Origin of the sequence: Corynebacterium doosanense CAU 212 = DSM 45436, assembly GCF_000767055.1 — a bacterium.
In the GTDB taxonomy this organism is placed as follows: domain Bacteria; phylum Actinomycetota; class Actinomycetes; order Mycobacteriales; family Mycobacteriaceae; genus Corynebacterium; species Corynebacterium doosanense.
Genome location: NZ_CP006764.1, coordinates 2,528,334 through 2,551,676, shown reverse-complemented (window position 1 = coordinate 2,551,676; position 23,343 = coordinate 2,528,334). Strand labels below are relative to the sequence as shown.

Genomic DNA, 23,343 nt, shown 5'->3' with positions numbered 1-23,343 from the left:
GAGCGGGGGAAAGTCACGTCAGGGGAGCGCGTCAGCGATGTCGTCCCGTTCGATCCGCGAGGTCAGACGGTACCGGTCCGTGCGGTAGACCGACGAGCACCACTCGACCGGTACATCCCGCGACCGTGCGGTGCGCACGATCTGCAGCAGGGGCGTGCCGATCTCCACGTCGAGGTCAGGCGCGGTCTGCAGGTCCGCGGACACCGCGGTGACGGTCTGGTCGGCGTCGGTGACGGCGTGGCCGAACTCCTTGTCCAGGATGGCGTAGACGGAGTTGTACACGTCGCGTTCCAGCAGCTCGGGGGCGACGGCGGCGTTGTACCAGCCGTCGTCGATGGAATAGGGCACGCCGTCGCCGAGCCGCAGGCGACGCAGGTGGATCTGCGGAGTGGAGGGATCCGCGCCGAAGAACTCCGCCACGGGCAGCGGCGGGGTGGCGCGTGCGGAGAGGAGGATTCTTGACGACGCCGTCACCTCCTGTGCGTTCATCTCCGCCGAGAACGACGCCAGGTGCAGTCGCGAGACCAGCGCATTCGGCGCCACGAAGGTGCCCTTGCTGCGGACCCGGCGCAGCCGCCCGGAGGCGACCAGGTCCCCGATGGCGCGGCGGACGGTGATCCGCGAGACGCCGTAATATTCCTCGATCACCCGTTCCCCGGGGAGCATGTCGCCCGGGGAGAGCGTGGTGGACGCCAGGGAGTTGAGGATGTCGCGCAGTTGCGCGTGCTTGGGCACGGTGCCGTCGACGATGGTGACGTCGGGCAGGACGGGCAGTACCGTGGAGTCGGGCGGGGCCATGGGGATCAGCCTAGACCGCGTGGTTATCACCGGTCTATAGGTTTCTGCACAACGATGGGTGCGGGTCGACCGTGCCGGGCGTGGTCACGGTAAGGTCTGCAGGTGTGATTGATCTGAAATTCCTCCGCGAAAACCCCGACGCCGTCCGCGCCTCCCAGGTCACCCGTGGTGCTAACCCGGCGCTGGTCGACGACCTGCTGGCCGCCGATGAGGCCCGCCGTGAGGCCATCCACGCGGCCGACTCCCTGCGCGCCGAGCAGAAGGCCTTCGGCAAGAAGATCGGCCAGGCCGCGCCGGAGGAGCGCCCCGCGCTGCTGGAGGGCTCCAACGAACTCAAGGCCCGGGTCAAGGCCGCCGAGGAGGAGCAGAAAGCTGCCGAGGAGAAGATGTCCGCGCTGCAGCTGCGCATCGACAACGTCGTCGAGGGCGCGCCCGCCGGCGGCGAGGACGACTTCATCGTGCTGGAGGAGGTGGGTGAGAAGCCCACCTTCGACTTCGAGCCCAAGGACCACCTCGACCTGGGCGAGTCCCTCGGCCTGCTGGACATGGAGCGTGGCGCCAAGGTCAGCGGCGCACGTTTTTATTTCCTCACCGGTGACGGCGCGTTCCTGCAGCTCGGCCTGCTCATGCTGGCCGCGCAGAAGGCCCGGGAGAACGGCTTCACCGTCATGATTCCGCCGGTGCTCGTGCGCCCGGAGATCATGCAGGGCACGGGTTTCCTCGGCGAGCACGAGGACGAGGTCTACCGCCTGAAGAACGACGACCTCTTCCTCGTGGGCACCTCCGAGGTTGCGCTCGCCGGCTACCACAAGGACGAGATCATCGATCTCTCCAACGGTCCGCTGAAGTACGCGGGATGGTCGAGCTGCTTCCGTCGAGAAGCGGGAAGCTACGGCAAGGACACCCGCGGCATCATCCGCGTCCACCAGTTCGACAAGCTCGAGATGTTTGTCTACTGCGACCCGGCCGAGGCCACTGAGCAGCACCAGAAGCTGCTGAAGATGGAACGCGAGATGCTCGCGGCCGTCGAGGTGCCCTACCGGATCATCGACGTCGCCGGCGGGGACCTCGGTTCCTCCGCGGCGCGCAAGTTCGACACCGAGGCGTGGGTGCCCACCCAGAACGCCTATCGCGAGCTGACCTCGACCTCGAACACCACGACCTACCAGGGGCGACGCCTCAACACCCGCTTCCGCGACGCCGAGGGCAAGCCGCAGACCGTGGCCACCCTCAACGGCACCCTCGCCACCACGCGCTGGCTGGTAGCCATCCTGGAGAACCACCAGCAGGCGGACGGATCGGTCGTCGTGCCCGAGGCGCTGCGGCCGTTCGTGGGCGAGGACATCCTCACGCCGGGCAAGTAGACTCCCCGGCATGACCAAGTACATCAAAGCCGGGCAGTTCCGCGTCCCCGAGGGGTACGGGGCCATCGTGGGCCACGCGTCCGAATCGCGGGAGTTCCCCTACGGCGGCCTGTTCATCCGGCTGGCCAAGCTCTGGATGCGCGCCTCCGGAACGACGGTGACCGTGGTGGGTTCCGAGAACATTCCCGCCGACGGGGGAGCGCTCCTGGCCTCCAACCACACCAACTACTTCGACATGGTGTGGGTCGGCATCCCCGCCCACCTGCGCGGACGCCGGCTGGTGCGGTTCATGGCCAAGAAGGAGATCTTCGAGCACCGCGTCGCCGGCGTGCTCATGCGCTCGATGAAGCACCTCTCTGTCGACCGGGCCGCGGGCACCGCGTCGGTGTCCGAGGCCGTGGCTCGACTGAAGGCCGGTGACCTGGTCGCGGTGTTCCCCGAGGCGACGGTCTCCCTGAGTTACGAGATCAAGGAACTCAAGTCCGGAGCCGTGCGCATCGCGGCCGAAGCCGGGGTTCCCCTGATTCCCGTGGCCACCTGGGGCGGACAGCGCATCCTGCCCAAGGGGGGCAAGGCCCAGCTGGGGCGCAAGAAGATCCCGGTCCGGGTGCACGTGGGCACCCCGATCGACCCGGCGGGTGACCCCGTGGAGCGCACCGCCGCCCTCAAGGTCGCCCTCCAGGAACTTCTCGAGGAGGCGCGCGGCGAGTACGAACGCGAATACGGCCCCTTCCCCGGTGGCGAGAGCTGGCGCCCGGCGTCCCTCGGCGGCGGCGCGCCGACGCTGGAGGAGGCCAAGGAAATCGAGAAGAAGACGAAGGAGGAGCGGGCACGCCGATGACGGCATCGCTTATCGACGGCTGGCGGCCGCACCTCATCGTCAGCGACATCGACGGCACCCTGCTCAACTCCGAGGACCGTGTCACGCCCCGGTTGCGCGACGCCATCTCCCGCGCCACCGACGCCGGCTGCGAGGTCGCGCTGGCCACGGGGCGTCCCTTCCGCTGGGTGGGCATGGTCCTGGACCAGCTGCCCGTCCGCCCCATCTGCGTGACCTCCAACGGTGCCGTGCTCTACGACTCCGCCTCCGACTCCGTGCTCTCCGCCCGGGAGATCTCCGCCGAGGCGATGACCGGGGTGCTCGAGGCCGCCGAATGGGCACTGCGTAACGACGGCGGCGTGGCCGTCGCCGTGGAACGTGTCGGGGTCAGCTCCCTCGACGACCCGCGGGATGTCTTTGTCATCGGCCCCGGTTACCTGCACACCTGGGAGGAGCAGGGCTTCGGTTCGGCCTCGCGCAGTGAGGTCATCGGCCTGCCGGCCGTGAAGATGATCCTGCGCAACGACCACCTCACCGCCCCGCAGATGTACGCCAAGATCGCGCCGCACATCGTTGCCACGGAGGCGCACGTCACGTACTCCATGAACGAGGGACTGATCGAGGTCGCCGCGCCGGGAGTGACCAAGGCACTGGGTGTGTCCCGGCTGGCCGAGATCCACGGCGTGAGCAGCGACGATGTAGTGGCTTTCGGCGACATGCCCAACGACATCGAGATGCTGAAGTGGGTGCGCCTCGGGGTGGCCATGGGCAACGCGAACCCGTCGGTGCTCGAGGCGGGGGACATGGTCACCGCCACCAACGACGAGGGCGGCGTGGCCGAGGTGCTCGAGCGCTGGTTCTGACCCCCGGATTCCCGCCCCGCCGGTGACCCCCGGCACAATGGGGCGGGTGAGCGAATCCCGGACCGAACTCCTTGCCGCCATCGACCAGGGCACGACCTCGACGCGGTGTGTCATCATCACCCGCTCGGGCGAGGTGGTGGCCAGCGCGCAGTGTGAGCACCGGCAGATCATGCCCCGGCAGGGCTGGGTGGAACACGACGCCGCGGAGATCTGGGCGAACGTGCGCCAGGTGGTCTCGCAGGCGGTGGTCGACATCGATGCCACCCCCGAAGACATCTCCGCACTCGGCCTGACCAACCAGCGCGAGACAGCCGTGGTGTGGGAGAAGGCCACCGGTCGGCCCATCCACAACGCGATCGTCTGGCAGGACACCCGCACGTCCGCGATCGGTGGTGGCGATCCCGAGAGGTGGCTGGAGCGCACCGGCCTGCTGGCCAGCTCTTACCCGGCGGGTCCGAAGATCGCGTGGTTCCTCGACCATGTGGACGGCGCCCGCGAGCGCGCTGAGCGCGGGGAGCTCCTCGCCGGGACCATGGACACCTGGCTGCTGTGGAATCTCACCGGGGGAGCGCGTGGCGACGAGGGGCGCCCCGCCGTGCACGCGACCGACGTCACCAACGCCTCGCGCACCCTGCTCATGGACCTGCGCACGCAGACGTGGGACGAGGAGCTGTGCGAGAAGGTCGGCGTCCCGCTGGCGGTGCTACCTGAGATCCGGGCGTCGATAGGTGACTTCGGCACCGTCCGCCACCGGGGGACTCTGGCGGGAGTGCCCATCGCCGCAATCCTGGGCGATCAGAGCGCCGCACTGTTCGGGCAGGCGTGTTTTGAGCCCGGCGACGCTAAAAACACCTATGGGACGGGCCTGTTCCTGCTGCTCAACACGGGTGACCAGCCGCATTTCTCCGAGCATGGGCTGCTGACCACCATCGGGTGGCAGGTCGCGGGGGAGGAGCCCGTCTACGCGCTGGAGGGGTCGGTGGCGGTGGGCGGTTCGCTCATTCAGTGGCTGCGTGACCAGCTGGGGATCCTGCGCACCGCGGGGGAGTCGGAGACACTCGCCCGAGAGGTGCCGGATTCCGCGGGTGTCTACGTCGTGCCGGCGTTCTCCGGATTGTTCGCCCCGCGCTGGCGCCCGGACGCACGTGGTGTCATCGTCGGGCTGACGCGTTTCGCGGACCGGCGTCACATCGCCCGCGCCGCGCTGGAGGCGACGTGCCTGCAAACTCGGGAGGTGGTGGACGCGATGGTCGCGGACTCCGGGGTGCAGCTGGGACGCCTGCGTGTCGACGGCGGCATGGTCGCCAACGACCTGCTCATGCAACTGCAGGCGGATGTCCTGGGCATCGAGGTCGAGCGCCCGGCGAACATCGAGACGACCGTGCTCGGCGCCGCCTTCGCCGCCGGGTACGGCCGCGGGCTCTACTACTCGCTCAGCGACATCGCCGGGCTCGTGCCCATCGAATCCTCGTGGAGCCCGGCCATGAGCCAGGTGGACCGGGGCGTGCTTGTCGACGGCTGGAACCGAGCCGTGGAGAAGTCCTTCGACCTGGCCGGGGACGAATAACACAGAAAATCGGCCCAACCCCTGCTGAAGGGGTTGGGCCGATTCCGGCCGCTGCCTAGTTCGTGGAGATGTGCAGCTTGTTGGTGGCCGGATCGTAGGTGATCGAGCCACCCTCGAAGTCGACCTTCAGCTCGCCGCCGTTGCCGGTGGAGACGGGGTCGGAGGTGGGCATGCCCAGCGGTCCGACGTCGTAACCCTGGCCGGCCCAGGCATCGGCCAACGCGCCCCACAGGGCGTGGGTGCCGGTCTCGTCGTCGGAGACGATGATGCCGTTGTCGAAGAGGGCGAAGCGGGCGTTCGCCGCCTCCTCGGGGGTCGGGCCGCCGATGCCGGCGGTGGAGACGCCGCCCTTGGAGTTGCCCAGGACCGGGCCGAAGGCGGAGTTGATGGTGTTCCACTTCTGCTCGATCTCGGAGTCACCGGTGAGGGAGACGAGCCCGTCGATGATGGGGGGCAGCTCGGAGATCTTCAGGCCGTCGAGAATCTCGACGTCACCCGCCGCGCGTGCGGTGCCGGCGTTCCCGGTGCCGTTGGAGGCGGCCGTGCCGAGCAGGATCGCCGCGATGGAGCCGACGATGGTGATGATCGCGGAAACGTCGCCGTTCAGGGCCCTGCGGATGAGATCCAGGGGCGAGGTGTTTCCGGCCGGGGTCGTGGCCGGCTTGGTGGTGGCCGGCTTCGTGGTCGTCGGCGTGGCCGGGTTACCCGGGGTGCTCGGCGTGGAGGTCTGGTTCCCGCCGATCGGGGTGCCGTTCTTGATGGAGTTGTAACGCTCCGAGGCGATGGAGCGGATGGAACTCATCTTGGCGTAGAGGTTCCCGCCCGGGCAGGAGTTGTACTGGAAGTCGCGGTGGGCGTTGATGGTGGGGAAGTTCGTCCCCTGGCCCACGCCGTACTTGTTGCCGTTGTAGTTGAAGTCCGAGGCGAGGTAGGTCGTGCCCGTCGGGTTGAACCCGGAGACGGCGGCCTTCCAGCCGGCCAGCTGGCCGACCGCACGCACGGAGGCGTCGGCGGGCTGGGCGGTCTCGTAGTTGCCCAGGACAGAGATGCCCCAGGTGTTGGAGTTGAATCCGCCGACGTGGGCGCCCTGGACGGCCTTGTCCAGACCGCCGGCGCGGCCCTCGTAGATGTTGCCGTACTTGTCCACCATGGCGTTGTATCCCACATCGCCCCAGCCCAGGGTGGAGCCGTGGTAGGTCTGGATTCCGCGAACCAGCGCCGCGGACTCGGCCTCCGAGTAGTTGTTGGAGCCGGCGGTGTGGTGGATGGTGACGGCCTTGACCGGAGCGTTGTAGTAGGTGTTGCTCAGCCTCTGGTTGGCTCCCCAGCCTGCGCGGGAGATGACCTTGGGCATGCCGTCGGTGGTGGCGGCCAGCTCGATGTTGCCCTCGTTGAGCCCGGCGTCCAGCGACGGGTCGATGAGGACGGCCTCGATGTTGTCCGCGGAGATGGGGCCGGAGTCCTCGGTCTCTGCTTCAGCCTCGGCCTCGGCGACCGGCTGGATGTCGCCGTAGTTGGAGGCGATGGGGGCCAGTCCGGTGGTGTCCGTGTCGGCGGTCTCGTCGAGCGGCTGCGGCTCGGCCGCGGCTTCTTCGGTTGCGGCCGTGTCCGGCCCGCCGGTGCCCCACTCGGGGTTGATGCCGGCGCCGGCGACCGGGGCTTCCTCGGGGACGTTCTCCAGGGAGGCCTCGTCGGCAGGGGTGGCGTCGGCATCGGTGATGCCGAGGTCGACTCCGGCGACGGAGACCTGGATGCGCTGGGTCGGCTCGACGTAGATGAGGTCGGTGCCTCGCTTGCCGTCGGCGCTCGGCTCACCCATGGGGGCGGCGGCGTACCAGGGGCCCCACTCGCCGTCGGCGTTCTCGGCGCGGACGAAGGACGCGAAGTCCTCGTCGCTGTTCCAGGTCAGGGCGAACATGCTGAAAGGGGTGTCGCTGGTGAACTCCTTGACCGTCTTCGGGCCAGGCTGCCCGCCCTGGGAGGCGATGGCGGCGTCCTCGACGACGACGTTGTCGAACTCGCCGAAGTTGACGGACTGCTCGGCGACGGGGATGGGGTCCCCGCCCTCGGACTGTGCCTGGTAGATGGAGTTGCCGCCGAAGACCGTGGCGGCAACGAGTGCGGCCACGGTGAGAACGGCGACGGTCGGGTTCGCGCGGAGTGCGCCCGTCGCGGTGGGCGACGTGATGCGGCGTCTTTGCTGCACGATGAGGCTCCTCAGAGATCAGGGGAAAGAAAAAGAGTTCGGCTCTTTCAGCATGGTAGAACACGCGTGGGGCCCATGGTAACCCAGTTCATCAAAGTTTCATATCGGACACAAGTTGTTGGTGGGATTTTATTGACATAATTTCGAACCGGGCGAATGGTTTTCCACCGGCCCGCCGTGTTTCGCCGGAGGGGCGGGCAGGGAGCGTCGATTAGCCTGATTGCCATGACTTATGACCTCTTTGTTGTCGGATCCGGCCTCTTCGGACTCACCGTCGCCGAGCGCGCCGCCACCCAGCTGGGCAAGAAGGTGCTCATCGTCGACCGCCGCGACCACCTCGGCGGCAACGCCTACTCCGAGGCCGAGCCGGAGACGGGCATTGAGATCCACAAGTACGGGGCGCACCTCTTCCACACCTCCAACCAGCGGGTATGGGAGTACGTCAACCAGTTCACGGACTTCACCGGCTACCAGCACCGGGTCTTCGCCATGCATGACGGCACCGCGTACCAGTTCCCCATGGGCCTGGGTCTGATCAACCAGTTCTTCGGCCGCTACTACTCCCCGGACGAGGCGCGCGAGCTCATCAAGTCGCAGACCGAGGGCATGGATCCCAAGGAGGCGGCGAATCTGGAGGAGAAGGCGATCTCGCTGATCGGCAAGCCGCTCTACGAGGCCTTCATCCGCGACTACACCGCCAAGCAGTGGCAGACCGACCCGAAGAACCTGCCCGCGGCGAACATCTCCCGCCTTCCCGTGCGTTACACCTTCAACAACCGCTACTTCAACGACACGTACGAGGGACTGCCCGTCGACGGTTATACCGCATGGCTGGAGAAGATGGCGGACAACGAGCTCATCGACGTCCGCCTGGGCACCGACTGGTTCGACGTGCGCGACGAGCTGCGCGCCGAGTCCCCGGACGCGCCCGTGGTCTACACCGGCCCGCTGGACCGCTATTTCGACTACGCCGAGGGCACGCTCGGCTGGCGCACCCTCGACTTCGAGACCGAGGTCCTGGAGACCGGCGACTTCCAGGGCACGCCGGTGATGAACTACAACGACGCCGACGTCGACTACACCCGCATCCACGAGTTCCGTCACTTCCATCCCGAGCGGGACTACCGCACGGACAAGACCGTGATCATGAAGGAGTACTCGCGCTTCGCCGACCGCGAGGGCGACGAGCCCTACTACCCCATCAACACGCCCGAGGACCGCGCGATGGTGGAGGCTTACCGACGCCGCGCCGCCGCCGAGGCCCGCGAGAACAACGTGCTCTTCGGCGGCCGCCTGGGCACCTACCAGTACCTGGACATGCACATGGCCATCGCCTCGGCGCTGACGCTGTTCGACAACACGCTCACCCCGTTCTTCGTTGACGGCACTCCGCTGGAGCAGGAGCGCGGACACTAGCTCGACCGTGGATGCGGCGGTGCTCGGGTGGCTGGTGGCGTCGCGTATCGACGCCCTGTCCCCACTCATCGCCGCTTTCAGCGAACTCAGCCGCCCCGCCTACCTACTGCTGTATGCGCTGGTGCTGGCCCTCGGGCAGGGGATCCGCCGGCGGCCACAGTGGGCGCAGTGGTGGGTGCTTCCGCCCGCGATCCTGGTGACCAACGGGCTGGTGCACGCGCTCAAGGCGCTGATCGGGCGCGCCCGCCCACCGGCGGAATTTCAGCTGGGGCAGGTCTCCGGGGATTCCTTTCCCTCCGGGCACGCCGCGGGGGCAGCGGTGGTTGCGGTGCTGGTGAGCCTGCTCTGCGCACGGTGGTGGGCGCGGGCTGCGGTGTGGATCTGGGCCGTGGCCGTCATGGTGTCGCGGCTGTATCTGGGGGTGCACTGGCTGAGCGACGTGCTCGCCGGAGCGGTGCTGGGGGCGGTGGTCGGGGTGGTTTGTTGGGTGACCGCGGGGCGGGTTCGAACGGCCTTAGGTGAACGTCAGGTTAACAACTGACAAAGTTGACGTGTACTCACGAAGCGCCTGCATACGGCACGAAAGTTACCAAAACGCCATGTGGCGAAAACTTTTCCCCAGCGTGCGGCCTTGACAATACTTCTCGCTGCCCGTAAGTTAACTTTACGTAAACAGCGAACGGCGCTCCCGTTAACAAAAAGGTTAACGGTGCATGAACCGCCGGAAGTGAACTGGAAGAACGAAGGAGCGATCACCCTGCACAACGCAACCGCCCCGGAATTTCCTCGCGAGCAGCAACCCGCTCGCCGCCGCCCGGCCCTGAACGCACACGCTGAATCCGAAAGTCTTTCAAGGAGCATCATGAACGTCAACCAGACCCTCACCACCGTCCGAACCGACCTTCACCGCCGCTACGGCCACGAGCTTGCCGTCGCCGACATCGACCGTGTCTTCGACGCCGTCCTCGGGCAGCACCTGTCCACCGCCGCCCTCTATGAGTTCGTCCCCGTCTTCGTCGAGCGTGACGTCACCGAGCGCCTCGAGAACATCGTGCTCAACGCCCCGCTGCGCACCGTGGCCCCCCGCCGCGGCGTCGTCTTCGTCAACCGCAACAACCGTGTCATGGCCGAGATCGCCGCGGCCCTGACCCGCACCGCAGCCGGCGACGGCGTCTCCGTCACCACCGCCGCCACCCACCCCGAGAACGCCCACGACTCCCGCCTCGAGGCCGAGGCCCGCCACCGCGGCATCGACCTCGTCACCGAGACCGCCCACGCCGGCCGTGTCCTGGACAGCTCCGAGGTGACCATCTACCTGGGCGCCCACGAGGCACAGGACATGGGTGGACGCCACGCCGTGGTCTGGGACATGCCCGCCACCGACGGCATGACCGAGGAGCAGATCAGCACCCTGATCTCCGACCTGAACGAGCGCGTCGGCGCCCTGGTCAGCGAGCTGCACCTCGCACCGTCCGCGCCGGCCGTCAACGCCTAGGCGCACGCCGCAGGAGGCCCGGGCTGGATCGTCGAAAAGCGACGATCCGACCCGGGTTTTCCCGTGCGCCGGGGCGGGGCGGCGGCAAAACGTCGAGAAGCGGGACGTGGCAACTACTGGCTGTCCACCCGGCGCACTACTCTGACAGGGCAAGCCTCATCTCACGTCCAGGAAGTTGAAGGGACACCGTTGAACGCCGTGACCGACCCCACCACCGAGACCACCTCGCCCGAGGTGCTCCAGCGCATCCTCCTCCCCCGACAGGGAGAGCCGCAGGACGTGCGCATGCTCTACCTCGTCGAGAGCGGACAGAACAAGGAGCGTCTCTCCTGGTCGGAGCGCTTCTCCGTCCGCGTTCCCGGCGGTTCGGAGGCGAGTTTCGAGACCTACTTCAACGCCTTCCCGGCCTCCTACTGGCGCCGCTGGTCGCAGCTGGACACCGTCCTGCTGAACCTGCACGTGCAGGGCACCGCCGCAGTCTCGGTGTACCGCTCCAAGTCCGACGGCACGCGCGTGGCCGTTGAGTCGAGGCTCATCACCGATGAGGCCACCACCTTCACGCTGCCGCTAAAGAACTTCGAGGACGGCGGCTGGTACTGGTTCGACGTCACCGCCGAGTCCGACGCCACCGTCTCCGAAGCCGCCTGGTGCGCCCCGCACGCGCCCCGAGCGCAGCAGATGCCGGACGGCTCAACCGTCGGGCCCTTCGAGAAGCGGGTCACCGTGGGCATCCCCACCTTCAACCGGCCGGCCGACGCCGTCGCCGCGCTGGAGGCGCTGACCTCCGACCCGGAGATCGACGCCATCATCGACGCCGTCATCATGCCCGACCAGGGCAACCAGCACCCGGCCGACGAGCCCGGTTACGTCGACGCCGTGGCCAGGCTGGGGGAGCGGTTCCACGAGTTCCGCCAGGGCAACCTTGGCGGCTCCGGCGGCTACTCCCGCATCATGTTCGAGGCCCTGGGCGACGGCGAAGCCGGTCTGCCCGAGAGCCCGTACATCCTCTACATGGACGACGACATCGCCATCGAACCCGACTCCATCGCCCGCGCCGTCCAGGCCGCGCGCTACGCGGCCAGCCCCATCGTCGTCGGCGGGCAGATGCTCAACCTGCAGGAGCGCTCGGAGCTGCGCACCATGGGTGAGGCCATCGACCGCAGCGACTTCATGTGGACCAAGGCCAACAACTCCGTCTACGATCACGACTTCGCGCAGTACCCCCTGGGTTTCCTCGGCCACGACAGCGACAAGAAGAACCCGGACGCCTACAACTCCCGCAACCTGCACCGCCGCGTCGACGTCGACTACAACGGCTGGTGGATGTGCCTGTTCCCGCGGGTCGTCGCGGACCAGATCGGTCAGCCGCTCCCGCTGTTCATCAAGTGGGACGACACGGAATACTCCCTGCGTGCCGGCGCCGCCGGGTTCCCCACCGTCACCTGGCCGGGAGCGGCCATCTGGCACATGGCGTGGGCGGACAAGGACGACGCCATCGACTGGCAGGCGTACTTCCACCTGCGCAACCGCCTCATCGTCGCAGCCCTGCACCACGACGGCGGCGCCGAGGGCATCGTGCGCTCCGTGCAGAAATCCACCTTCAAGCACGTGGCCTGCATGGAATACAGCACCCTCGCCATTCAGAACGAGGCCATGAAGGACTTCCTCGCCGGCCCCGCCGGGCTTTTCGACGACCTGGACCAGGCACTTCCCCGGATCCAGGGGATCCGGAAGAACTACTCGGATGCCGTCGTGGTCGAGACCGCCTCCGACCTTCCCTCCCCGACGGGTGCGCCCGGCGTCCCCGTGAAGGACGTGGGCGGCCGGCTGGGCAAGATCCGCAAGGTCCCCTGGCTGGTCCACGGCCTGCGCCACCTCGTCGCCAAGGAGGACACCTCCCACCACCACGCGCCGCAGCTCAACCTCACCGCGCAGGAGGCCCGCTGGTTCACGCTCTCGCGCGTCGACTCCGCCACGGTCACCACCGCGGGCGGCACCGGCGTGGCCTTCCGCAAGCGCGACCGGGACCTGGCCAAGCAGCTGGTCTCGGAGTCGCGCGCCCTGCAGAAGCAGATCGTCGAGCGTTTCGACGAGCTCAAGGACGAGTACCGGGGCTCCTTCGACGACCTGGTCAGCCGCAGTGAGTGGAAGAAGGTGTTTGATGCCCAGTAAGGCACTCGAGCGCACCGAGGCCGAGATCCTGGTCGCGGTGCAGCGGGCCCTCTTCGAGGTGCCCGGGGCCGTACCGACCGCGCGCACGCTCAGCCACTTCGGCGAGCACGCCCTCGGCTGGATGGGCATCTCGGCCGCGGGCGCACTGATCGATCGCCGTCGGCGTCGACAGTGGGTGGTCGTGGGGGCCTCCGCGTTTTTCTCCCATGCGGCCTCCGTGGTGATCAAACGCATCGTGCGCCGGCAGCGGCCGACCGACCCGCGGATCCGGGTGGGAGTCTCCACCCCGTCCACCCTGTCGTTCCCGTCGTCGCATTCCACCTCGACCGCGGCGACGATGGTGTCCCTCGCGCAGCTGTCCGGGTCTCCCGTTTTCCTGCTGGGGATCCCGGTGATGATGGTCTCGCGTATGGTTCTCGGCGTGCATTATCCGACGGACACTCTCGTCGGATCCACCATCGGGGCGGCTACCGCCCTGGCGGTCACGAACATCGAAAGGACGACCAGGTGACAGAGGTCAACCAGCCCATTCCGAACGAGGACACGTCCGGGATCCTGAGCTCCGAGCCCCACACCGAGGGCATCGACACCAACCGCAAGCGTCAGCCGCCGAAGAACCTCGTCGACGCGATGATCAAGTCGCTGCGCCCCAAGCAGTGGGTCAAGAACGTCCTCGTCGTCGCCGCGCCGCTGGCAGCGGGCATGGACGCGTTCACCAACCGGACGTTCTTCGACATCCTCCTGGCCTTCGTGGTCTTCTGCCTGGGTGCGTCGTCGATCTACCTCATCAACGACGCCATGGACGTCGAGTCCGACCGCGAGCACCCCACCAAGCGGTTCCGCCCGATCGCCTCGGGCATGCTGCCCAAGAACCTGGCGTACGTCATGGCGGCCCTGCTCATCGTCGCCTCCATCGGCCTGTCCTTCCTGGCCTCACAGGGCTCCGGGCTGGCGATCGTCATCGCGGTGTACATCGCGTTGCAGCTGGGCTACTGCTTCGGCTGGAAGCACATCCCGGTGATCGACATCGCCCTGGTGTCCTCCGGATTCATGCTCCGCGCCATGGCCGGCGGCGTCGCCGCCGGCATCGTGCTCTCCCAGTGGTTCCTGCTCGTGGCGGCCTTCGGCTCCCTGTTCATGGCTGCCGGCAAGCGCTACGCCGAGCTGCTGCTCTCCGAGCGCACCGGAGCGAAGATCCGCAAGTCGCTGCAGGGTTACACCCCGACCTACCTGCGTTTCGTGTGGACCCTCGCGGCCACCGCCGTGGTCATGTCCTACGCACTCTGGGGTTTCGAGCTCTCCGAGTCCGTCGACGGAGCCGAGGCGCTGTGGTACCAGATCTCCATGGTGCCGTTCATCATCGCCATCCTGCGTTTCGCCGCGGACGTCGACCGTGGCGAGGGCGGCGCGCCCGACGAGATCGCCCTGGAGGACCGGGTGCTCCAGCTCCTGGCGGTGGCCTGGCTCGCTTGTATTGTCATGGCCGTCTACGTCGTCCCGGCGTTAACATAACGTTCTGGTAACCTTTGCCGAATGAGCACGGCCTTAACCCACGATGTGGATGACATAAGCGGCGGACGATACGTCCCGCGCTGGGAGTCCACCACCACGGTCTCGGCCGTCTCCTCCGCCCTCATCCTGGCGACGATCGCCGCAGTCGGCGGCTGGATGCGCCGCTGGATCAGCGACGACGGACTCATCGTCCTGCGCACCGTGCGCAATCTCCTCGCGGGAAACGGCCCCGTCTTCAACGCCGGTGAGCGGGTGGAGACCAACACCTCCACCCTCTGGCAGTACCTCATCTACGTCGTCGGTCTGGTCAGCGACGCCCGGCTGGAGACCATCGCCCTCTGGCTCGGCCTCATCCTCACCACCGCAGCGCTTCTCATTGCGGCCCTGGCCACGGCCGGGTTCTACCGGGGCCGTCCCGGGCTGATCCTGCTGCCCGTCGGCGGCCTGGTGTACCTGGCCATTCCCGCGGCCCGCGACTTCGCTACCTCCGGCCTCGAGTGGGGCCTGAGCATCTTCTGGCTCGCCGTGCAGTGGGCCCTCCTGGTCGCCTGGGTCCGCCCCGCCGACCGGGGCGCACGGCACGGGCGGGCCGCGGCGGACTGGGCACCTTATGCGCTCGCGTTCTGGAGTGGACTGTCCTGGCTGGTGCGCCCGGAGCTCGCGCTCTACGGCGCGCTGACCGGGATCCTCCTGTTGGTCGCCGCCCGCACCTGGCGGGTCGGCCTGGGGATCCTCGCGGCAGCGCTGCCCGTCCCGGCCGCGTACCAGATCTTCCGCATGGGTTATTACGGGGTACTGACCCCGCACACGGCCGTCGCCAAGTCCGCCACCGGCGCGGAGTGGGGCGCGGGATGGGACTACGTTCTGGACCTGGCCACCCCCTACAACCTCTTCCTGGCCATGGCGCTGGTCGTCGTCGTCGCGGCCGCGCTGTTGTGGCGCGCGGCCGCAGCGCCCGCTCTCCAAGCCCCGGCCGCGGGAAGGCTGCGCGCGCGGACCCGCACCGCGGCTGCCGCGGTCCTGTTCGGCGCCGGGGCGCTGCACCTGCTCTACGTCATCCGCGTGGGCGGGGATTTCATGCACGGTCGCATGCTGCTGCTGCCGCTGTTCGCCATCCTGCTGCCCATCACGGTCGCGCCGCTCGTGGATCTCGCCGCGCGTCGGTGGGTCATAGACGGCGTCCTCCTGCTTGCCGGGATCGGCATCGTGGTCTGGGCCTTGGTGGTCATGGCCAACGGCACCAACCGCATCGACATGCACACCTACGAGACCGGTGAGCTCAACATCGTCGACGAGCGGGAGTTCTGGACCAACGCCACCCGCCGCGAGGCCGGGGATCCGCCCCGCCTGGCGGAGGACTTCCTCAAGGCGCCCGCGGTGGGCGACTGGGAGGACAGTGTGGACGAGGCCATGGCGGAGGACCCCGCCCAGATGATCCAGATCATCGTCACCCGCGATCCGGCCACCTATTCCTGGACCGGGGCCGAGCGCATGAGTGTCGACAGCGACCTCGGGGACATCCCGACCACCGTCTACCTGCTCAACCTGGGGATGACCGGGATGAACTCGCCGCTGGACCTGCGGGTGCTCGACACCGTCGGCCTGTCCTCGCCGCTGGCAGCTCGTCAACCGCGCGAGGAGGGGGGAAGGATCGGGCACGACAAGTGGCTGCCGCTGGTCTGGCAGGCCGCCGACACCGACGCCGACCTCGGCCGGCTGCCGTCGTGGATCGATCCGAAGGAAGCCATGCTCGCCCGCGCGGCGCTGCGCTCCCCGGAGATCTCCGAGCTGTTGGCCACGTCGCGTGAGCCCATGAGCCGCGAGCGGTTCCTCGCCAACATCGCCTACTCGCTGGGAGAGGGTCGCTCCCTGGAGATCTCCCGCGACCCGCGCGACCACCTCGACGAGGCCACCATCAAGGCTGTGGAGGAGGCCGCTCGGGCCGCGGAGGACAACCCGGATGCCGCCGACGAAGTCCCCGGGACGACCGACGCCGACGGGGGCCGGGTGGCGTGGCCGACGGAGACACGTATCGACGACCGCTGGTGAGCCCACCCCCCGCGGTGCATTTAAAATGTGCGTTTGCCGGGAAATGGTTTAGGATTCGACCATGATTTAGTCACGATGCGATAACGACTGATGTAACGTCGTGGCCGAACCGCAAGATATATCTCCTGTTGGCGCTCGTCGCCCTTGGTAATTCCCGAATACTCGTCTGCGAGGAAAAATATGTCCGCTATCTCCGGGCTCAACCGCGTCCACCGGGTCGTGCTGACCGTCATCGTCGCCGTGGCCATGGCCGCCGCCATGATGATCGCCGCCCCCAACAAGGCCCACGCCGATCCCCGGGAGTGGCTGCGCCCCGACAGCACCGGCGCCTGCGAGTGGGACGGTGTCGGCTGGTGGGTGCAGCGCTGCGACGTGTGGTCGCCGGCCATGGGCCAGAACATCACCGTGCAGATCCAGCCGGCCGCCCGCGGCGGCAATGCCTCGCTCTACCTGCTCGACGGCCTGCGCGCCACGAACTACACCAACGCCTGGCTTCATGACGTCAACGCAGCCGCCACCTACAACAACTCCAACATCACCCTGGTGATGCCCGTCGGTGGCGCCGGCTCCTTCTACGCCGACTGGCAGGGCCCGGCCACGTATGACCTGCGCAACCCGGTCAACTACAAGTGGGAGACCTTCCTCACCGCTGAGCTGCCGGGCTACCTGGCGCAGCACTTCGGCGTCGCGCGTGATAACAACTCCATCGCCGGCCTGTCCATGGGCGGCACCGCCGCGATGAACCTCGCCGCGAAGCACCCGGACATGTTCCGCCAGGCGCTGTCCTTCTCGGGCTACCTCGCCACCACCGTCCCGGGCGCGCAGACGCTGATCCGCGCCGCGCTCCTCGACGCCGGCGGGTTCAACATCAACGCCATGTACGGCTCGATCATCAGCTCGTCCCGTTTCGAGAACGACCCGTTGCTCAACCTGGGTGGACTGAACACCAAGAACATCTACATCTCTGCAGGTTCGGGCATCCCCTCGCCGGCGGACCAGAACATCCTGCCGCAGCACGTCGCCTCTGGTGTCGCGCTGGAGCTCGTCGCGAACGCCACGACCCGCCTCTACGGTGTCAACGCCCAGGCCCAGGGCAAGAACGTCATCCAGGACTACCCGGCCACGGGTATCCACAACTGGAACCAGTTCGGCGACCAGCTGAACTATACCAAGCGGCTCGTCCTGGACACCATGAACGCCTGGTGATCTGAGACCTTGCACGTCCGAGAAACGCCGCCACTCCTTCAGGGAGGGGCGGCGTTTTGCGGTGTGTCGTCTGGCAAAAGTCTCAAGTTGTACTTAAACTTGAGCCAGCTCGAGGCTGTATCGCTACGCGATGTAACAGGAAAGCCTCAACGGAGCGACAGAGAACTTGTAGAAGCGTTCGGCTTTCACCCGGTGGCGGGGAACCACCGGGAGAAGGCCACCTGACGCCCTAGAACACCAGGCGATGTTTCATTTCGCCATGCCCTGCCCGCACCATCACTTTCACCAACAACGAGGACTGACAACACCATGCGCGACTCCGCATCACGTTCCCCGCGCCGCACCGCGCGCCGCAACCGCCACCTGGCTGCCCTGGCCATTCCGTCGGCGGTGGCCGTCGGACTCGCAGTAGTTCCCGTAGCCCCGATGGCTTCCGCTCAGGGCCTCTCCAGCGGCCTTGGCGCGGGCAACGGCTCCGGCTTCTCCGACTCCGTCGCCCCCGGCGAGCCTGTTCAGCGCACGCCGTACCAGACGACGTACCCCGAGGTGGACGCCCTTCCCGCCGGCGTCTCCGTCGACCGCGTCGAGTGGATCACCAACCGCAAGGTGCGGGTGTTCATCAACTCCGCCGTCATGCCGGGCAAGCCCGTCCAGGTGGACATTCTCCTGGCCCGCGACTGGCACACCAGCCAGGACAAGAAGTTCCCCGAGCTCTGGGCCCTCGACGGTCTGCGTGCCCGCGACGATGAAAACGGCTGGACCATCGAGACGAACATCGAACAGCAGTACGCGGACAAGAACGTCAACGTGGTCCTCCCCGTCGGCGGCGAGTCCTCGTTCTACTCCGACTGGCAGCAGCCCGACAACGGCAAGCACTACATGTGGGAGAGCTTCCTCACCAAGGAACTCGTTCCGGTCCTGGACAACGGATTCCGCTCCAACAAGAAGCGCGCGGTCGTCGGCCTGTCCATGGGCGGCACCTCGGCCATCAACCTCGCAGAGCGCCACCCCTACCTGTTCAGCTTCGTGGGCTCCTTCTCCGGGTACCTGGACACCAGCTCCCGCGGGATGCCCGAGGCCATCGGCGCCGCCATGAAAGATGCCGGCGGCTACAACTCGAACAGCATGTGGGGCCCGAACTACAGCCAGGACTGGATCGACCACGACCCCAAGCTGGGCATCGGCGCCCTCAAGGACATGACCGTCTACGTCTCCTCCGGAAACGGTGCGGACAGCTTCGGCAAGCCGAACTCCCCGGCCAAGGGCCCGGCCAACGCCGCCGGCGTCGGCCTGGAGGTCCTCTCCCGCATGACCTCGCAGACCTTCGTCGACCGCGCGAAGAGGGAGAACGTCAAGGTCGAGTCCCACTTCCGCCCCTCGGGTGTGCACTCCTGGGAGTACTGGCAGTTTGAACTCAACGAGGCTTTCCCCTCCATCGCGGAGGCGCTTCAGCTCGCCCCCGAGGATCGTGTGGGCAAATGTGCTCCCACCGGTGCCATTGCGGGGGTGACCTCGGCTGGCCAGATCGGCTCGTGTGTCAACAACGAGTACGACATCAACGGCGGCAAGGCTCAGGACTTCCGCAATGGCACCGCGTACTGGTCCGCCGAGACCGGCGCCCACGCCCTCTTCGGCGCCATCAACGCCAAGTACGCCTCTCTCGACGGTGCCAATGGCTGGCTCGGTTTCCCCAAGACCGGTGAGAGGACCACCCCGGACGGCAAGGGCCGCTACGTGCACTTCGAGTTCGGCTCCATCTACTGGACCCCGGAGACCGGCGCGAACGCCATCCCGGGCGACATGTTCACGGCCTGGGGTGAGAAGGGCTGGGAGAACTCCGACATCAAGTACCCGGTGGCCGAGGCGACCCCGATCAACGGCGGCCTCGTGCAGGAGTTCCAGAACGGCTGGCTGACCCGCAACCCGGACGGTAAGACCCACTTCATCGTCCACGGTGCCATCGGCGCCAAGTACGGCGAGATGGACACCGCCAACTCCGTGCTGGGTTACCCGACCTCCGAGGAGATCAAGATCAACGGCGGCGCGTTCCAGGCCTTCGAGCACGGCAACATCTACTGGTCCCCGCGGACCGGTGCCCACTTCGTCCTGTACGGCGGCATCTTCGACGAGTGGGGCAAAACCAAGTGGGAGCAGGGTGAGCTGGGCTGGCCCACCACCGACACCGAGAATATCCTGGCGGGCGGCAACAAGCAGTCCTTCGAGCACGGGACGCTGACTGAAACGTTCGGTGCGGTCAGGCGGGGTAACTAATGACGGTGGCTTATCGACGCCTCGCCGGCGCCCTTGTTCTCACCGGCGCCCTCGCCCTCACTGCCTGCGGCGGATCGACCGTGACCAGCGACGACGTGGACTCCTCGTCCACCTCCGTCGCCCCGCTGGATCGCGGTTCGTCCTCGGCAAGCTCGTCCCCCTCGACCTCCTCGTCCCGGGCGGCGTCCTCCTCGGCGCAGCCCCAGGACGAGGGAGCGCGGGAGATCTCGTCGATCCCGTCGGCGGAACCCGCGGTTGACCCGACCCAGGAGAAGTACATCTCGGGCCTCGCCGAGGACGGCATCAACGTCGAAGGCATCGAGGCTCAGCTCGTGGGCACCGCACAGACGGTGTGCTCGGACGACCCCCTCGCCTCCGTCACCGCGGGCGCCGTGGCCGGCCAGCTCATCGAGCAGGGTCGGACCGACCGCCCGGTGGAAGAGGTCACCCGGGCCATCGAGACGTCTGCCCGGGACAACTACTGCGCGTAGCAGGTAATTCGCATCAGACGGCCAGCCCGGTGGTAACCCCGCCGGGTATCGTCCTTTCTTCCCCAAGAACCCAGAGGTACGAAGAACCATGAGAAAAGCCCTGACCGTCGTGGCGGTCGTCCTTGTCCTGCTGCTCATCGGAGGCAGCGCCATCCAGTGGCTGCGCACGGCGGAGAACTCCCCGCTGGGTGCGGCGCCCGGACAGGACACCGAACGCACGCCCGGCGATGAGCCCCTCCCGCAGGAGCCTGACTGGTGCCCGGCGGTGGAGGTCATCTCCGCGCCGGGTACCTGGGAGTCCTCGGCCACTGACGACCCCTTCAACCCGCAGGCCAACCCCCTGTCCTTCATGCTGTCCATCACCCAGCCGCTGCAGGCGGCCTACGACATCAACGACGTGCGGGTCTGGACCCTGCCGTACACGGCGCAGTTCCAGAGTGTGCAGTCCCGGGGCGAGATGACCTACGACGATTCCCGCAACGAGGGCACCGCCAAGGTCAACGGGGAACTTGCGCACATCGCCAACACCTGCCACTCCACGGAGTTCATCCTCGCCGGTTTCTCCCAGGGTGCGGTCATCCTCGGCGACGTGGCCAACGAGATCGGCACGGGCCACGGCGCGGTGCCGGCGGATCGTGTCCGCGGTGTCGCCCTGATCGCCGACGGTCGACGCGAGAACGGTGTCGGGCAGAACCCGGGCGTCGAGCTCGGTGGCATCGGCGCGGAGATCGCGTTGCAGCCGATCGACGCGCTCGTGCAGTTCATCACCCCGGGGGCGTCCATGCGCGGCCCGCGTGAGGGTGGATTCGGCGCCCTGGACGGCGTGGTCCAGGAGATCTGTGCCCCCTCGGACGCGATCTGTGACGCGCCCCAGGACATCGGCAACGGGCTGGGCCGAGCCCAGGAGCTGCTGGCCGCCAACGGTGTGCACGCGCAGTACGCGAGCAATGGGCAGGTCATTCCCGGCACGACCGCGAACCAGTGGGTCGTGGACTGGGCGCACGGGTTGATCAACCAGGGCTAAGAAATCAGGCCTAGGAAACCAGGCCACGCCACCGTCGATAAGCGAAGAACGCCACGGAGACGAAGAACAGCGCGAGAAGCGCCGGCCAGACCTGCGGGTCTGGCCGCAGGACGTTGATGATGGCCTGGATCACCGAGACGATGGCGAAGAACAGCGCGAAACCGAAGGCCGTCTCCCACTGGCGGGCGCGGCGGCGGGAGTGCATCAGGCCTTCACGCCGCCCGCGGTGAGCCCGGAGACGATGCGGCGCTGGAAGACCAGCACCATGATGATCAGGGGGATCGTCACCAGCGCGCCCGCGGCCATGGTGGCGGCGTAGGGGTACTCGAAGGAGCTCGGGCCGGTGAAGCGGGCGATCGCCACGGTGACCGGCTCGGTCGAGGTGGTGGAGAGCTGCTGCGCCAGCATGTACTCGTTCCACGAGGCGATGAACGCCAGGATCGCGGTGGTGAACAGCGCGGGCGCGGCGAGCGGCAGGAGGACGAGGCGGAAGGCCTGGCCGCGGGAGGCGCCGTCGACACGCGCGGCCTCCTCGAGCTCCCACGGCAGCTGCCGGAAGAAGGAGATGAGCGTGTAGATCGTCAGCGGCAGCGCGAACGAGATGTTGGGGATGATCATCGCCTGGTACGTGCCGATCCACCCGATGTCGCTGAACAGCTGGAACAGCGGCGTGACCAGGGCGATGCCCGGGAACATCGACGCGGCGAGGATGAGCCCGGTGACCACGCCCTTGCCCGGGAACTCCAGGCGCGCCAGGGCGTAGGCGGTGAACACACCCACGGCGACGGCGATGACGGTGGTGGTCAGCGAGATGATCATCGAGTTGCCGATGGCCGCGAGGAAGTTGTTTCCCTTGTCCGTGGCCAGCGCGTCGCGGAAGTTGTCCATGGTGACGTGCGTGGGAAACGGCGTGGTGTCGAAGGTGTGGGAGCTGTCGCGCAGGGCGACGACGACCATCCAGTAGAAGGGCAGCAGCCCCCACAGGATGATGAAGGCGACCCCGAGGTAGTGCCAGATCGCGGCGGTGCGGGCGGAACTCATGACTGGGCCTCCTGGAGGGCTTTTCGACGCCTGGCCCGGTCCTTCTTCTTCCGCTGCCCCTCCGTGCCGGACAGATCCGCCCCGAGGAACCGGATCATGACAAAGGCGACGAAGAAGATGAGCAGGAAGATGAGGGTGGACAGGGCGGACGCGGAGTTGAAGTTTCCGCCACGCATGTCGGAGACCACCAGCTGCGAGAGCACGGCGGTGGGGGAGTTGGCGGAGCCGGAGATCATGATCGCCGGGAGGTCGTACATACGCAGTGCGTCAAGGGTGCGGAAGAGGACCGCGACCATGAGCGCCGGGCGCACGAGGGGCAGGGTGATCAGCGTGAACTGCTGCCAGCGCGAAGCGCCGTCGACACGCGCGGCCTCGTAGGTGTCCCTGGGGATCATCTGCAGGCCGGCGAGGATGAGCAGCGCCATGAACGGCGCGGTCTTCCACACGTCGGCGATGATCACCGCCGAGCGCGCCGCCCACGGGTCCGTGGTCCACGCGATGGAGGTGCCCAGCAGGGAGTTGATGATGCCCTGCGGGGCGAAGATGAACTGCCACAGCTTCGCCGTGACGGCCGTGGGGATGGCCCAGGGGATGAGCACGGCGGCGCGGACCAGGCCGCGGCCGCGGTAGTCGCCGGCCATGATGAGCGCCATGATCATGCCCAGGATCGTCTCCAGTCCGACGGTGACGACGGTGAAGAACAGGGTGTTGCGCAGCGCCGGGTAGAAGTCCGTCGCCAGGGTGCCCGGGGCGCAGGTGGCGGACTTGCCCGAGGGGGACTGGCAGCTCTGGGTGATCCAGTAGAGGTAGTGCCGCAGGCCGGCGAACCCGCCGTCGGTGAACATGCCGGTGGTCGGGTCCAGTCCCTTGTCCGCCTGGAAGGAGAGCCAGATGGCGCGGAGGACGGGGTAGCCGATGACCACGGCGAGGACGGCGAGCGTGGGGGCGATGAGCAGGGCCGCTGAGCGTGCCTGCTTTCCCTTATTCATGCGTGGGGTGCTCCTTCAGGTCACGACAAGAGGCCACGTTTCCACGGGAAGGGGAAACG

General features: G+C 67.5%; 20 protein-coding genes. 15 read left to right on the top strand and 5 right to left on the bottom strand.

The window, feature by feature from the left end; translation table 11 throughout:
• Positions 1-18: 18 nt before the first annotated feature.
• Positions 19-798 carry a GntR family transcriptional regulator gene (locus tag CDOO_RS12420; RefSeq protein WP_018022031.1) on the bottom strand — a complete coding sequence of 260 codons (780 nt, stop codon included), beginning with the start codon at positions 796-798 and terminating at the stop codon, positions 19-21.
• A 104-nt stretch (positions 799-902) separates the two neighbouring features.
• Here CDOO_RS12420 and serS point away from each other — a divergent pair, with 104 nt between their 5' ends.
• The 4 genes from serS to glpK are packed head-to-tail and all read left to right on the top strand — an operon-like array spanning position 903 to position 5,412.
• Entirely contained in the window at positions 903-2,162 is a 1,260-nt protein-coding gene (gene serS / locus CDOO_RS12415) for a serine--tRNA ligase (RefSeq protein WP_018022032.1), read from the top strand.
• A 10-nt stretch (positions 2,163-2,172) separates the two neighbouring features.
• Complete coding sequence (locus CDOO_RS12410) at positions 2,173-3,003, top strand: lysophospholipid acyltransferase family protein (protein WP_018022033.1); 831 nt, start codon at positions 2,173-2,175, stop codon at positions 3,001-3,003.
• Complete coding sequence (locus CDOO_RS12405) at positions 3,000-3,845, top strand: Cof-type HAD-IIB family hydrolase (RefSeq protein ID WP_018022034.1); 846 nt, start codon at positions 3,000-3,002, stop codon at positions 3,843-3,845. The genes CDOO_RS12410 and CDOO_RS12405 overlap by 4 nt, the downstream gene beginning before the upstream one ends.
• Before the next feature lie 37 nt (positions 3,846-3,882).
• Entirely contained in the window at positions 3,883-5,412 is a 1,530-nt protein-coding gene (gene glpK, locus CDOO_RS12400; RefSeq protein ID WP_018022035.1) for a glycerol kinase GlpK, read from the top strand.
• A gap of 55 nt (positions 5,413-5,467) precedes the next feature.
• Here glpK and CDOO_RS12395 read toward each other — a convergent pair whose 3' ends face one another.
• Positions 5,468-7,618: an N-acetylmuramoyl-L-alanine amidase gene (locus tag CDOO_RS12395; protein ID WP_018022036.1), complete on the bottom strand. Its 2,151-nt coding sequence runs from the start codon at positions 7,616-7,618 to the stop codon at positions 5,468-5,470.
• 225 nt (positions 7,619-7,843) lie between these two features.
• Here CDOO_RS12395 and glf point away from each other — a divergent pair, with 225 nt between their 5' ends.
• The 11 genes from glf to CDOO_RS12340 all read left to right on the top strand — a co-directional run bounded on the left by glf (position 7,844) and on the right by CDOO_RS12340 (position 21,254).
• The gene (gene glf / locus CDOO_RS12390; RefSeq protein WP_018022037.1) at positions 7,844-9,034 is read left to right on the top strand and encodes a UDP-galactopyranose mutase; all 1,191 of its coding nucleotides are present in this window, start codon (positions 7,844-7,846) and stop codon (positions 9,032-9,034) included.
• A 19-nt stretch (positions 9,035-9,053) separates the two neighbouring features.
• The gene (locus CDOO_RS12385; RefSeq protein WP_162138667.1) at positions 9,054-9,575 is read left to right on the top strand and encodes a phosphatase PAP2 family protein; all 522 of its coding nucleotides are present in this window, start codon (positions 9,054-9,056) and stop codon (positions 9,573-9,575) included.
• 321 nt (positions 9,576-9,896) lie between these two features.
• Positions 9,897-10,529, top strand: coding sequence for a three-helix bundle dimerization domain-containing protein (locus tag CDOO_RS13395; RefSeq protein ID WP_018022039.1), 633 nt, complete (start codon positions 9,897-9,899; stop codon positions 10,527-10,529).
• A gap of 189 nt (positions 10,530-10,718) precedes the next feature.
• The gene (locus CDOO_RS12375) at positions 10,719-12,701 is read left to right on the top strand and encodes a glycosyltransferase (protein WP_018022040.1); all 1,983 of its coding nucleotides are present in this window, start codon (positions 10,719-10,721) and stop codon (positions 12,699-12,701) included.
• Positions 12,691-13,212: a phosphatase PAP2 family protein gene (locus CDOO_RS12370; RefSeq protein ID WP_018022041.1), complete on the top strand. Its 522-nt coding sequence runs from the start codon at positions 12,691-12,693 to the stop codon at positions 13,210-13,212. The genes CDOO_RS12375 and CDOO_RS12370 overlap by 11 nt, the downstream gene beginning before the upstream one ends.
• Entirely contained in the window at positions 13,209-14,213 is a 1,005-nt protein-coding gene (locus CDOO_RS12365) for a decaprenyl-phosphate phosphoribosyltransferase (protein ID WP_018022042.1), read from the top strand. The genes CDOO_RS12370 and CDOO_RS12365 overlap by 4 nt, the downstream gene beginning before the upstream one ends.
• A gap of 21 nt (positions 14,214-14,234) precedes the next feature.
• Complete coding sequence (locus CDOO_RS12360) at positions 14,235-16,262, top strand: arabinofuranosyltransferase AftB family protein (RefSeq protein WP_175576646.1); 2,028 nt, start codon at positions 14,235-14,237, stop codon at positions 16,260-16,262.
• A 180-nt stretch (positions 16,263-16,442) separates the two neighbouring features.
• Positions 16,443-17,468, top strand: coding sequence for an alpha/beta hydrolase (locus CDOO_RS12355; protein ID WP_018022044.1), 1,026 nt, complete (start codon positions 16,443-16,445; stop codon positions 17,466-17,468).
• 309 nt (positions 17,469-17,777) lie between these two features.
• Positions 17,778-19,739 carry an alpha/beta hydrolase-fold protein gene (locus tag CDOO_RS12350; RefSeq protein ID WP_018022045.1) on the top strand — a complete coding sequence of 654 codons (1,962 nt, stop codon included), beginning with the start codon at positions 17,778-17,780 and terminating at the stop codon, positions 19,737-19,739.
• A 5-nt stretch (positions 19,740-19,744) separates the two neighbouring features.
• Positions 19,745-20,230, top strand: a complete 486-nt coding sequence (locus tag CDOO_RS12345) for a hypothetical protein (protein WP_245616227.1) — start codon at positions 19,745-19,747, stop codon at positions 20,228-20,230.
• An 88-nt stretch (positions 20,231-20,318) separates the two neighbouring features.
• The gene (locus tag CDOO_RS12340; RefSeq protein WP_018022047.1) at positions 20,319-21,254 is read left to right on the top strand and encodes a cutinase family protein; all 936 of its coding nucleotides are present in this window, start codon (positions 20,319-20,321) and stop codon (positions 21,252-21,254) included.
• Positions 21,255-21,264: 10 nt separating this feature from the next.
• Here the strand turns inward: CDOO_RS12340 and CDOO_RS12335 are convergent, their stop codons facing one another.
• The 3 genes from CDOO_RS12335 to CDOO_RS12325 are packed head-to-tail and all read right to left on the bottom strand — an operon-like array spanning position 21,265 to position 23,284.
• Positions 21,265-21,459, bottom strand: a complete 195-nt coding sequence (locus tag CDOO_RS12335; RefSeq protein ID WP_018022048.1) for a hypothetical protein — start codon at positions 21,457-21,459, stop codon at positions 21,265-21,267.
• Entirely contained in the window at positions 21,459-22,295 is an 837-nt protein-coding gene (locus CDOO_RS12330) for a carbohydrate ABC transporter permease (RefSeq protein WP_018022049.1), read from the bottom strand. Before CDOO_RS12330 ends, CDOO_RS12335 begins: the two co-directional genes overlap by 1 nt.
• Positions 22,292-23,284: a carbohydrate ABC transporter permease gene (locus CDOO_RS12325; RefSeq protein WP_018022050.1), complete on the bottom strand. Its 993-nt coding sequence runs from the start codon at positions 23,282-23,284 to the stop codon at positions 22,292-22,294. The genes CDOO_RS12330 and CDOO_RS12325 overlap by 4 nt, the downstream gene beginning before the upstream one ends.
• Between the last annotated feature and the right edge of the window lie 59 nt (positions 23,285-23,343).